The following is a 12,274-nucleotide window of genomic DNA, read 5'->3' on the forward strand; positions in this document are numbered from 1 at the left end:
ACCGGCCGGGGCAGCACCGCCTCGGCCGGGGGCTCCGGGCTGACGCTTGGTTGCAGGAACGCCGATGGGGCGGCCACCCGTGTCCGGGTGACCGCCCCATCGGCATTGTCCGCGCCCTCGGCAGACGCGCCTCGGCGCACGCGCCCCGAAGGGGCGCGGGGAACTGCGCGACCGGCCAGTGGCGGCCCGCAGCCGCCGACGGCGCTACCTGCCCACGGCGTCAGTGGACGGCGCTCTCAGCGGAGCGTCACTTACCCTTGGCCGCTTCCTTGAGCTTCGAGCCCGCGGAGACCTTGACGCTGTAGCCGGCCGGGATCTGGATCGGGTCGCCGGTCTGCGGGTTGCGAGCGGTGCGAGCGGCACGGTGGGTGCGCTCGAAGGTCAGGAAGCCGGGAATGGTGACCTTCTCGTCGCCCTTGGAGACGATGTCGCCGACGACCTCGGCGAAGGCGGCCAGGACGGCGTCGGCGTCCTTGCGAGTCACCTCGGCGCGGTCGGCCAGCGCGGCCACCAGCTCACTGCGGTTCATGTTGTTACTCCCGTGTTCTTCTTGCCATTGAGGCGTGCCACGCGGCGGAGCCGCATGGGGGACAGCGAAGTCGATGCCCACGCGCCCAGGAACGCATCCTGCCCCTACCTGCGGCGGTAAAGCCAATCCGGCACCCGCAGGAGTCGTGAGAACACCCTTGGGAGTCACACGAAGAGCGCCAGACCCGGCCGTCACAGTAGAGGCATGCCCCGCGAGCGGGGTTCCACGACGCGCCGGGGGCCGGCCGTGGCGATCCTCACAGCCCCCGCGCGCGGGACGTCGACGTCGTTACGGCTGCGAGAGCGCTGCCGCGCCCGCCGACTTCGCGGCCTCCCGGACCGCGCCGGCGACCGCGCCCGCGACCTTGTCGTTGAAGACGCTCGGGACGATGTAGTTCGGGTTCAGCTCGTCCTCGGTCACCACGTCGGCGAGGGCTTTCGCCGCCGCGAGCATCATCTCGGTGTTCACCGTGCGGGACTGCGCGTCCAGCAGGCCGCGGAAGACGCCCGGGAACACCAGCACGTTGTTGATCTGGTTGGGGAAGTCGGAGCGGCCGGTGGCCACGACCGCCGCGGTCTGGCGGGCGATCGCCGGGTCCACCTCGGGGTCGGGGTTCGCGAGCGCGAACACGATGGCGTCGTCGGCCATGGCGGCCACGTCGTCGCCGTCGAGGACGTTCGGGGCGGAGACGCCGATGAAGACGTCGGCGCCGCGCACGGCCTCCTTGAGGGTGCCGGTGAGGCCCTCGGGGTTGGTGTTGTCGGCGATCCAGCGCAGCGCCGAGCCGGGAGCGGCGTCCACGAGGTCCTCGCGGTCGGCGTGGACGACGCCGTGGATGTCGGCGACGACGGCGTTCTTCACGCCCGCCGCGATCAGCAGCTTGAGGATGGCCGTGCCGGCCGCGCCGGCGCCGGACATGACGACGCGGATGTTCTCGATCGCCTTGGTCGCGACACGCAGCGCGTTCGTGAGGGCGGCGAGGACGACGATCGCGGTGCCGTGCTGGTCGTCGTGGAAGACGGGGATGTCGAGGGCCTCGCGCAGCCGGGCCTCGATCTCGAAGCAGCGGGGCGCGGAGATGTCCTCGAGGTTGATGCCGGCGAAACCGGGGGCGATCGCCTTGACGATCTCGACGATCGCGTCGGTGTCCTGGGTGTCGAGGCAGATCGGCCAGGCGTCGATGCCGGCGAACCGCTTGAACAGGGCCGCCTTCCCCTCCATGACGGGCAGCGCGGCCTTCGGGCCGATGTTGCCGAGGCCCAGCACGGCGGAGCCGTCCGTCACGACCGCAACGGAGTTGCGCTTGATGGTGAGGCGGCGCGCGTCCTCGGGGTTCTCGGCGATCGCCATGCAGACGCGGGCCACACCCGGCGTGTAGACCATGGACAGGTCGTCACGGTTGCGGATGGGGTGCTTCGACGCCATCTCGATCTTGCCGCCGAGGTGCATCAGGAACGTACGGTCGGAGACCTTGCCGAGCGTCACGCCCTCGATGCCGCGCAGCTGCTCGACGATCTCGTCGGCGTGCGCGGTGGAGGTGGCCGCGATGGTGACGTCGATGCGCAGCTTCTCGTGGCCGGAGGCGGTGACGTCGAGGCCGGTGACCGAGCCTCCGTGGGACTCGACGGCCGTGGTGAGCTGGGAGACCGCGGTTCCGCTCGCGGGCACCTCCAGCCGGACCGTCATCGAGTAGGAGACGCTGGGCGCCGTTGCCATGGCCGACTTCCTCTGCTTTCACCGGTGTCGCGGATTGCGGTCCGATCGTCGCACCTACTGCCGGGTAGGAGTTAGCCGCGTCGGATTGCGAACGTTTTGTTCACAACGAAAGAGGCCCACGTCACATCGGACGTGGGCCTCTCCCTCACGGAGATGACACCGACCCGCCATGCTCGCCTCGCGGCAAGTGGTCGCTCGTAGCGACGAAGGTTGGGCCCGGGGGCTTGGATCGGGCCGGTGTCACATCCAGGCTAACAAACGGAACCCGGAAGGCCATTCCCGTCCGGCGAGTTCACAGAAAGCGGCCCCCGTTCGGTCCCGGAGGCGGGATCCCGTTCAGTCGCGCAGCAGGTCCGGCATTCCGTCCGCGTCCGGTTCGTCGCGCTCCCCCGAGACGACCGTGAGCTGCTGGGTCGCCCGGGTCAGGGCGACGTACAGCACCCGCAGTCCGGCCGGCGACTCGTCGGCGATCTCCGCCGGGGAGACGACCACCGTCGCGTCGTACTCCAGGCCCTTGGCCTCCAGGCTGCCGAGCGCCACCACGCGGTCGCCGAGCCCGGCGAGCCAGCGGCGCGCCTCCTCGCGGCGGTTCATGGCGACGACGACGCCGACCGTGCCGTCGACCCGGTCCAGGAGGCGTTCGGCCTCCGCGCGCACGGTCGCGCCGAGCGAGCCCGAGGCGGCCGTGAAGCGGGGGACGACGCCGGTGGAGCGGACCGCGGCCGGGGACTCCGCGCCGGGCATGGCGAGCGCCAGCACCTTCGCGGCCAGCTCCGCGATCTCGGCCGGGTTGCGGTAGTTGACGGTCAGTCGGAAGCGGCGGCGCGGGCGGGTGCCGAGGGCCTCGTCGCGGGCCTCGGCGGCCTCGTCGGGGTCGGACCAGGAGGACTGGGCGGGGTCGCCGACGACCGTCCAGGTGGCGTGCCGGCCGCGGCGGCCGACCATGCGCCACTGCATCGGCGTGAGGTCCTGCGCCTCGTCGACGATGACGTGCGCGTACTCGGTGCGCTCCTGGGCGAGCCGTTCGGCCCGCTCGCGCTGCGTCTCCTCGCGCACCGGCATCAGCTCCTCCAGGCCGGTGAGCTGGTCCAGCGGGTCGAGTTCGCGGCGCTTCTTGGGGCGGGCCGGTGCGCCGAGGATCGCCTGGAGCTCGTCGAGCATCGCGATGTCGTGCACGGAGTGGCCGTCCCGCCTCAGCGAGCGGGCGACCCTGCGGACCTCGCCGGGGTTGAGGATGCGGCGGGCCCAGCGGCCGAGCCGCCGTTCGTCGGCCATGGCCGCGAGGACGGCCTTCGGCGTCAGCTCCGGCCACCATGCGTCGAGGAACTCGATGAAGGAGTCCTCGCTCGTGACGTCCTCGTCGAAGGAGGAGCGCAGTTCGGCGGCGAGTTCGGCGTCGGTGTGCCGGCCGGCGGAGCCGGAGCGCTCCCACAGGGCGTCCAGGAGGAGCTTGCGGGCGCGGGGGCGCAGCAGGTTGACGGGCGCGGTGCCGCCGAGGGCGGACCGCCGGATCCGCTCCAGGTCCCCGGCCTCCAGCTCCAGCCGCCGCCCGAAGGCGACGACGCGCAGGCGGGCGGGCGGACCGGAGGGGACCTGGGCGGCCGGGCCGGTGCCACCGCCGATGCCGTCACCGCTGTCGTGGCCGGTGTCGTCGAGGGTGAGCTGACCGGCCGCGGGGGCGCCGGGGCGGCCCAGTTCGAGGGCGCCGCGCGCCGCCTTCCGCAGGACCTTCAGCATCCGGTACGAGCCCTTGGCGCGGGCCACCGCCGGGGAGTCGTACAGGCCGGCCTCGACGCCGTCGACGAGGGAGCCGATCGCGCGGACGGCGACCTGGCCCTCCTCGCCGAGGGAGGGCAGGACGCCCTCGGTGTAGGCGACGAGCAGGGGGGTGGGCGAGACGATCAGGATGCCGCCCGAGTAGCGGCGCCGGTCCTGGTAGAGGAGGTAGGCCGCGCGGTGGAGGGCGACGGCCGTCTTGCCGGTGCCGGGGCCGCCCTCGACGTAGGTGACGGAGGCGGCGGGGGCGCGGATGACGAGGTCCTGCTCGGCCTGGATGGAGGCGACGATGTCGCGCATGGTGTGGCTGCGGGCCTGGCCGAGGGCGGCCATCAGCGCGCCGTCGCCGACGACGGGCAGCTCCTGTCCGTCGAGGGAGGCTCTCAGCTCGGGGCGCATCAGGTCGTCCTCGACGCCGAGGACGCGGCGGCCCTTGGAGCGGATCACCCGGCGGCGCACGACCCGGCCCGGGGCGACCGGGGTGGAGCGGTAGAAGGGGGCGGCGGCGGGCGCCCGCCAGTCGATCACCAGCGGGGCGTACTCCGCGTCGAGGACTCCGATGCGCCCGATGTGCAGGGTCTCGGCGATGTCGGCGGTGTGGTCGTCCCGTACGGCGCCGTCGGCGGGCTCGACGGCGGTGTAGGCGCCGTCGGGCCCCTTCTTGCCGTCCTGGCCGCGGAGGAGGTCGATACGGCCGAAGAGGAAGTCCTCGAACTCGTTGTTGAGCCGGTTGAGGTGGACGCCCGCCCGGAAGACCTGCGCGTCCCGCTCGGCGAGCGCGCCGGGCGTTCCGACGTGGCCGCGCTGGGCCGCGTCGTGCATGAGGAACTCGGCCTCGTGGATCTTCTCCTCGAGCCGGCGGTACACCCGGTCCAGGTGTTCCTGTTCGATGCTGATCTCCCGGTCGCGGACGGAGTCCTGGACTGAGTCCTGGATCGCGTCCCGAACCGGGCCGACCGCGGTTTCCTGCTGTGCCTGAGCGGCCACCGGGCCCCCTTCTGACGTGCTGGGCAGCCGTCAACCGTACGCGAAGGGGGCCGGTGGAGGCGAGGGGCCTGCCCGGACTCGCCGGACAGGCCCCAAAGCTGCGGGAGGATCAGACGTCGATCTGGGCGAGCTTCTTGCCGTCGAAGGTCATGATCTCGAAGTGGTCGATCTGGTTGGGGGTGAAGGCGGCGCCGCCCTGTACGTACAGGGGCTGCTTGGCCTGCTCGGTCTTGGCGTCCGGGAGGCCGTAGCCCCATTCCGGCACCGACCAGGAGGAGACGGTCTCGCGCTCGCCGTTCTTGCCGACGGCGATGAGCGAGCACTTGTTCGGACCCGCGACGTTCGAGAGCTGGACGACGGCTTGGGTGCCCCACGCCTTCTCGGACATGGCGACGGTCGCGGAGACCTTGGTGGAGGCGTCCGTGGCCGACTTCTTGTCGGGGAGCGCGTCGAAGACGGCCTTGGCGGGGTTGGCGGTGTCCGCCTGAAGCGTCTGGGCTCCGCCGCCGTCGTCACCGCCGGTCACCGCGAGCACGCCCAGCGGGCCGCCGGCGATCAGCGCGACCGCGGCCGCGAGCATGAAGAAGGAGCGGCGGCGCTTGGCGGCGCGGCGGTCGGCCACCTCGTCGACCAGCCGTTCCGCGAGTCGCGGGTTGGGCTTGGCGGAGAGGGACTCGCCGATCGCGGGCGTCCCGGAGCCCGGCAGGTCCGCGAGCGCGGCCAGCATCGGTTCCATCCCGGCCAGCTCGTCGAGCTGCTGGGCGCACCACTCGCATCCGGCGAGATGTGCCTCGAAAGCGGTCGCCTCGGCGTCGTCGAGGATGCCGAGGGCGTAGGCGCCGACGGTCTCGTGTTCGCTCGGGCTCGGAGATCCCACAGCTCCCTGCATGGGGCCAGACATACCCGGCCCTCCCGCTCCGAACCCCCCGTAAATGCTCATCACGCCGTCACACCCCGCTCTTCCAGAGCCAGCTTCATCGACCGCAGGGCATAGAACACCCGTGAGCGCACGGTGCCGCTGGGTATGCCCAGCGTCTCGGCCGCCTCATTGACGGTACGCCCCTTGAAATAGGTCTCGACGAGCACCTCCCGGTGGGCCGGGGTCAGGTCGTCGAGTGCGTCCGACAGCGTCATCAGCCACAGCGCCTTGTCGATCTCGTCCTCCGCGGGAATGACCTCCAGCGGCGACGGGTCGACCTCCTGCGGCCGGGCCTGCCGGCTGCGGTGGCCGTCGATGACGATGCGGCGTGCGACCGTCACCAGCCAGGGGCGTACAGATCCGGTCGCTCGATTGAGCTGGCCGGCGTTCTTCCAGGCCCGGATGAGCGTCTCCTGTACGACGTCCTCAGCTCGTTGACGGTCTCCGGCAACCAGGCGCAGGACATACGCAAGCAGGGGTCCGGCATGCTCCCGATACAGGGCACGCATCAGCTCCTCGTCAGGCTCCGAGGGCTGGGACATGCGATGTCGGGCCCTCGATCCACGTTCATTGGCCACGGCCGCATCCTTGCGCACGCCCACCTCCGGTGTCCGGGGGTTCCCCCAGTCGGTCGCTCCCACACCGGTACGCAAGCGATGAGTTGAGTGTTCAAAGTGGGGCGACAGTTTTCTTCGAGGTGTCATGACGAGGGGGACATGGAGGCACATTCCCACCCCCCTTCCTTCACAACTTCGCCACACGGGACGGAGCGAGGGCGGTTCCCGGTCGGCCGTAAAGGTAAACGGTGTGTAATCGAAATCACTTCGACAGTGGGGTTACGAACGGGGCATAGCGGACGGGGAGTTGAGGGGGGAGGGTCGTCGTGGGCGCGTGCGCGTGAAGGTGAAGGGCCGCCGAAAGGCCGTCACGCGCGGGCCAGTGCCGCGCGCCTGCGGTGGCGGGCCACCCGTTCCCGGTTGCCGCAGACCTCGCTGGAGCACCAGCGTCTTCTGCGCCCGCGGGAGGTGTCGACGTACACGATCGGGCAGTTGTCACCCTCGCACTGCCGCAGCCCCGCCCGCGCGGCGGGATCGGTCAGCAGCTCCACGGCGTCCCGCGCGATCTCGGCGAGCAGCGCGGCGCAGGCCGGGGGTCCGTCCAACCGCCGTACGAGCGTGCCGTCCTGGGCGCGCACGGCGAGGGGAGCCGGGGGCGGGGCGGCACGGGCGGCTTGGTTGACGTGGGCGAGGGCGCGGGTGGTGGCGTGGGTGAGGGCGAGGTCGTCGTGGACGTCGTGGACGTCGTGGGCGTCGTGGACGTCGTGGACGTCGTGGACGTCGTGGACGTCGTGGACGTCGTGGACGTCGTGGACGTCGTGGACGTCGTGGGCGAGCCAGCCGTGCACCAACTGTCCGACATGTCCGCGCAGTTCACGGAAGGCGGCCGGCCAGGCGGGGTCGGCGTGGGCGAGGGGCGTGCCCGGCGGGACGAGCCCGGACCCGGTGATCCACGCGCACAACGCCGGGAGGGCGTCGAGGCGTTCGAGGGGATGGGTGGTGGCGAGGAGGTCCAGGCAGATCCGTCCGGCGTCGAACCGCAGGTCGTGGGGGGCCGGAGTGGCCGAGGGCGTACCCAGTGCCATGTGCCTGTCACCGCCTCGAAAGGACCTCTCGGAGTCCTACACACAGTGCCGGGCACCCGCCGCCCACGGAAGCCCTCGTACCGGGGGCGGCGTTCTGGGTCACCGGGGTGAGCGGCTGCTCGGGCACCGAGGCCGGACCGCTGCTCGGCCGAAGGCTGAGGAGGAGGCGCAGGCCGCTACTTGGAGCGCGGCTCATGCCCTCCACCGCGCGCTCAACAGCCCAGCGCTCGGATCACTGCGCGACCCACGAACCAGCTCACCGCTCAGGGGCTCCGGGGCTCAGGGGCTCCGCAGCCTCGATCAAGCCACGGCTCGGCCTGCCCCGCAGCCCGCAGGCCGCAGGCCGCAGGCGAGCCCTCCGCCCGATCGCGGCACGGTCCTCCGCTCGTCCGCCCGCCTGCTCAGCGCTCGCTCGGCCCACCCCCAGCTCACCCCTCAGCTCAGCGCGCCACCGCCTCACCCCGCGTTCCCCTCGCCCCGGGATCGGTCAACGCCCTCTCGCTCAGGCTTCGTTCACGCGTCCGCGTACTTCGTGTCGGCTGCCGGATCCAGGGCCAGGCGGTAGCCGCGTTTCACCACCGTCTGGATGAGTTTCGGAGTGCCGAGGGCCGTACGCAGGCGTGCCATCGCGGTTTCGACGGCGTGTTCGTCGCGGCCCGCGCCCGGCAGTGCCCGCAGCAGGTCCGACCGCGGTACCACCCAGCCCGGCCGCCGGGACAGCGCGCGCAGCAGGGACATCCCGGCCGGCGGCACGGGCCGCAGACAGCCGTCGACCAGCACCGCGTGCCCCCGGATCTCCATCCGGTGCCCGGCGACGGGCAGCGCCCGCGCCCGCGCCGGCAGCTCCTGGCACAGCAGCTGCACGAGCGGCCCGAGCCGGAACCGCTCAGGCTGCACGGTGTCCACGCCGCGTGCCTGGAGCGGCAGCGCGGTGACCGGCCCGACGCAGGCCGGCAGCACGTCGTGGTGGAGGGCGGAGAGCAGGTCGGACAGCAGCCCCCGCTCCTCCGCCCGCGACAGCAGCGAGGCGGCGGCGGGCGCGCTGGTGAAGGTGACCGCGTCCAGCCCGCGGGAGACGGTGGCGTCGAGAAGCCGGTCGAGCGGCGAGAGGTCCTCCGGCGGCATCCACCGGTACACCGGCACGCCCACCACCTCCGCTCCCCCGGCCCGCAGCGCCTCAACGAACCCCGGCAGCGGCTCGCCGTGCAGCTGGACGGCGACCCGGCGGCCGTCGACGCCCTCCTCCAGCAGCCGGTCGAGCACCTCCGCCATCGACTCGCTCGACGGCGACCAGTCCTCCGTCAGCCCCGCGGCGCGGATCGCCCCTTTGACCTTGGGCCCGCGCGCGAGCAGCTCGACGTCCCGCAGCCGGGCGAGGAGCCGCTCACCGAGCCCCCAGCCGTCGGCGGCCTCCACCCACCCGCGGAAGCCGATGGCGGTGGTGGCGACGACGACATCGGGCGCCCGGTCGATGAGGTCCTCGGTGGCGGCGAGCAGTTCGCCGTCGTCGGCGAGCGGCACGATCCGCAGGGCGGGCGCGTGCAGCACCGCCGCACCGCGCCGCTGGAGCAGCGCGCCGAGCTCGTCGGCGCGGCGCGCGGCGGTGACGCCGACGGTGAACCCGGCGAGGGGTCCGTGCGCTTCGGCGTCCCGGCCGCCGCCGGCCTGTTTCGGTCCCTGCTGTTGCTGCTCGTACATAACTCTCGTCCCGCGCTCGAGTCGAAGCACCTACACGAGGTGGCGTTTCACCTGCATGCCGAGCGAGCCTGTCAACGGTGCGTGACAGGCTCGGTTCGGCTTCATGTCGCCAGTGTTACGTCACACCTCGGCGTAGCTGAGCTGCGGCTTCGCCCCGGAGGCGCCGGAGGCGGTGATCCGGCCGGCGGGACGGCGAAGGTATACGGCCCAAGTGACCGCGAAGCAGGCGCCGTAGAAGGCGAGGAAGGCGACGAACGCGCCGGTTCCGGAGCCGTAGGAGAGGAAGGACTGCCGGAAGGCCAGGTTGATGCCGACGCCGCCGAGCGCGCCGACCGCTCCGATGAGCCCCATGGAGGCGCCGGAGAGCCGGCGTCCGTGGGCGGCGGCCTCCTCGCCCACGAGCCCCTTGGCGAGGGCCTTCGCCTGGAAGATACCGGGGATCATCTTGTACGTCGATCCGTTGCCGAGGCCGCTGAGCACGAAGAGCACGACGAAGACGGCGACGAAGAGCCCCAGCGACTTCTGCATGCTGGCGAAGATCAGGACGGCGGTGGCGGCGGCCATGCCGACGTAGTTGTAGAGGGTGATGCGGGCGCCGCCGTAGCGGTCGGCGAGCCAGCCGCCGACGGGGCGGATCAGGGACCCGAGGAGCGGGCCGATGAAGGTGAGGTAGGCCGCCTGGAGGGGCGTACGGCCGAACTGGTTGGTCAGGACCTGCCCGAAGGCGAAGGAGTACCCGATGAAGGAACCGAACGTGCCGATGTAGAGGAAGGACATGATCCAGGTGTGGGCGTCCTTCGCGGAGTCGATCGCGGCGCCGGTGTCGTTCTTCACCGAGGCGAGGTTGTCCATGTACAGCGCGGCGAGGACCGCGGCGATCACGATCAGCGGGATGTAGATCCCGAGCAGCACGCGCGGGCCGCCGGCGGCGCCGATGACGGCGAGGCCGATCAGCTGGAGCACCGGCACGCCGATGTTGCCGCCGCCGGCGTTGAGGCCGAGCGCCCAGCCCTTCTTGCGGAGCGGGAAGAAGGCGTTGATGTTGGTCATGGAGGAGGCGAAGTTGCCGCCGCCGATGCCCGCGAGCAGGCCGACGAGGAGGAAGGTGCCGAACGAGGTGCCCGGCTCCATCACCGTGAACGCGGCGACCGTGGGGACGAGCAGCAGCAGGGCCGAGACGATCGTCCAGTTACGGCCGCCGAAGACGGCGACGGCGAAGGTGTACGGCACCCGCACGACGGCGCCGACCAGCGTCACCATCGACGTCAGCAGGAACTTGTCCGCCGGGGTGAGCCCGTACTCCGGGCCCATGAAGAGCACCAGCACGGACCACATGGTCCAGACCGAGAAGCCGATGTGCTCGGAGAGCACGGAGAAGAGGAGGTTGCGACGGGCGACCTTCTCGCCGGTGGCGTTCCAGAAGGCCTCGTCCTCCGGATCCCACTGCTCGATCCAACGGCTCCCCCGCTTCGGCGCGGCCGACGCGGTCGGGGATGCCGGGGATGCTGAGGACTCCTGGGTTGCGGGACCTGTCCCAGCGGCTGTCATGACGCCTCCACGTGCTCCGGGGCTCGGGTGGTTCGGGGGAATGAGCGGTGATGAGTCCCGAAGGTAGGGAGGGCGCGTTTCCACCCTGTGGCGATGGGTGACCGGAAGGGAACGTTGCTCTCACCTTGAGCGGGGGTGGGGTGAGAGGTTCGGTTCACGGGGAGTGCGGGTGGGGCGGCGCAGGACCGCCGAACAGGGATTCGGAGTGTACTGCTCCGGGTGGCGGCGAAGGCGCCCGTTCCAGATTGATTCCTCGACGCCAGAGGTCTTTGATCGTCGAGCAGCTCGATATTCTCTAGCGGACCCCGCACAGGGATGGGAGGGTCCATGCCGGCCGACTCGAGGCCCGAAACCCCGAAGGCATCACGTGCTCAGCGTTCCTTCGGCGGGAAGGTGCTTTTCGCCGCAGGGCTTATCTTCGTCCTCGCGACGACGTTGCTAGGGGCCTTCGCCTGCGTGGCACTTCTACTCAGGCTGGGCGACACCCCGCCCCTGTCGTCCGTGGTTCCCGAGGATGGACAGGGAGCACTGGTGATCGGCGGCATCGGTGTCGGCGGCATCTCCGGTCTGCTGCTGCCCACGGTTCTCTTCGGCATGGTCAGGGGCAACGAGGACACTCCCCGTGTGGGAGCCGGCGCGGCCGGTCGGAAGCTGCTCGCGCTGCTCGTCTTCGACGTATGTCTCCTGATCGTGGCCTTCGCCGTGTCGCTGCTGGGATCGTTTCTGCCGCAGCCGCTCACCACGTTCGTCGCGGTTCTCGCCGTGGGTTTCAGCTGGGTGCCGGCAGCACTTGCGCCCTGGGAGAAGATCGGGTTGCGCGGCGTGACGGGACGGCCTCCGTCGCCCCGCCGACCGGGTTCAGACCAGCCGGACTGATTCCGCCAACTCTTCTGCCATCTTCAGCAGTTCCTCGCCGAACCCCAGGTTCGACCACAGCAGCCGGCACTCCAGGACCGTGGAGTGCTCACGCGGCACGATGTAGTGCGCCACGCCTTCCACAATCGTGCCCCCGTCACTGTCTGGCGCGGTCGGCTCCTGGCGGTGGACTCGGAGCGCCGGGCCCAACGGAAGCTCGACCTGAGCGAGTCGTTGGCCGCCGAAGTACGGGCCCTCCGAGCGAAGCGCTTCGGCGCGCAGGGCTTCGACGCTCAGGAACTCCCGGGAGACTTTCAGTTCCCGGACCGTGTAGGAGGCGATCACCGCGCTGTCCGCCGGTACCAGCAGTGCCGCGCACAAAGCTCCTTGGCGAAGCGCAGAGTCCCGGTACCACAGGACATCCGCAGCGAACGCATCACGGACCTCGGAGCAAGCATCTGCGGCCACATGCTCCCCCGCGACCTTGCCGGCCCACGCCTCCTGGTCCGTGCGTTGCAGGTCCAGCACCAGCCAGTTGTGCGGAGCGGGCAGGACGACCTGGCATTCATGCCAGTCGTTCGCAGTCGCGGGCGTCATGTCTCGG

At 71.3% G+C, this 12,274-nt stretch carries 10 protein-coding genes; 1 reads left to right on the forward strand and 9 read right to left on the reverse strand.

Translation table 11 applies throughout. The features are described from left to right. Positions 1-247 precede the first annotated feature (247 nt). The 8 genes from ACFYX4_RS06125 to ACFYX4_RS06160 form a co-directional block, all read right to left on the reverse strand. Positions 248-529: an HU family DNA-binding protein gene (locus ACFYX4_RS06125; protein WP_004000874.1), complete on the reverse strand. Its 282-nt coding sequence runs from the start codon at positions 527-529 to the stop codon at positions 248-250. A gap of 288 nt (positions 530-817) precedes the next feature. Beyond that, positions 818-2,245, reverse strand: a complete 1,428-nt coding sequence (locus ACFYX4_RS06130; RefSeq protein WP_389326481.1) for an NAD-dependent malic enzyme — start codon at positions 2,243-2,245, stop codon at positions 818-820. A gap of 336 nt (positions 2,246-2,581) precedes the next feature. Further along, on the reverse strand, positions 2,582-5,008 hold the full coding sequence (locus tag ACFYX4_RS06135) for a HelD family protein (RefSeq protein WP_389326484.1): 2,427 nt from the start codon (positions 5,006-5,008) through the stop codon (positions 2,582-2,584). Between the two features lie 109 nt (positions 5,009-5,117). Continuing rightward, positions 5,118-5,897 (reverse strand): anti-sigma factor family protein, encoded by a 780-nt coding sequence (locus ACFYX4_RS06140; protein ID WP_389326487.1) that lies wholly within the window; start codon positions 5,895-5,897, stop codon positions 5,118-5,120. A 50-nt stretch (positions 5,898-5,947) separates the two neighbouring features. Further along, entirely contained in the window at positions 5,948-6,469 is a 522-nt protein-coding gene (locus ACFYX4_RS06145) for a sigma-70 family RNA polymerase sigma factor (protein ID WP_010039908.1), read from the reverse strand. 383 nt (positions 6,470-6,852) lie between these two features. Further along, positions 6,853-7,569 (reverse strand): ABATE domain-containing protein, encoded by a 717-nt coding sequence (locus tag ACFYX4_RS06150; RefSeq protein WP_389326490.1) that lies wholly within the window; start codon positions 7,567-7,569, stop codon positions 6,853-6,855. Between the two features lie 513 nt (positions 7,570-8,082). Continuing rightward, positions 8,083-9,267 (reverse strand): uroporphyrinogen-III synthase, encoded by a 1,185-nt coding sequence (locus tag ACFYX4_RS06155; RefSeq protein WP_389326493.1) that lies wholly within the window; start codon positions 9,265-9,267, stop codon positions 8,083-8,085. Positions 9,268-9,387: 120 nt separating this feature from the next. After that, positions 9,388-10,815: a nitrate/nitrite transporter gene (locus ACFYX4_RS06160; protein WP_389326497.1), complete on the reverse strand. Its 1,428-nt coding sequence runs from the start codon at positions 10,813-10,815 to the stop codon at positions 9,388-9,390. A gap of 327 nt (positions 10,816-11,142) precedes the next feature. Between ACFYX4_RS06160 and ACFYX4_RS06165 the strand changes: the two genes are divergently transcribed. Next, positions 11,143-11,691 (forward strand): hypothetical protein, encoded by a 549-nt coding sequence (locus ACFYX4_RS06165; protein WP_389326500.1) that lies wholly within the window; start codon positions 11,143-11,145, stop codon positions 11,689-11,691. Here the strand turns inward: ACFYX4_RS06165 and ACFYX4_RS06170 are convergent. Next, positions 11,674-12,267 (reverse strand): hypothetical protein, encoded by a 594-nt coding sequence (locus tag ACFYX4_RS06170; RefSeq protein WP_389326503.1) that lies wholly within the window; start codon positions 12,265-12,267, stop codon positions 11,674-11,676. The two genes, ACFYX4_RS06165 and ACFYX4_RS06170, sit on opposite strands and share 18 nt — an antisense overlap. Positions 12,268-12,274: the final 7 nt, after the last annotated feature.

This window comes from Streptomyces sp. NPDC002328 (genome assembly GCF_042890065.1).
In the GTDB taxonomy this organism is placed as follows: Bacteria; Actinomycetota; Actinomycetes; order Streptomycetales; family Streptomycetaceae; genus Streptomyces.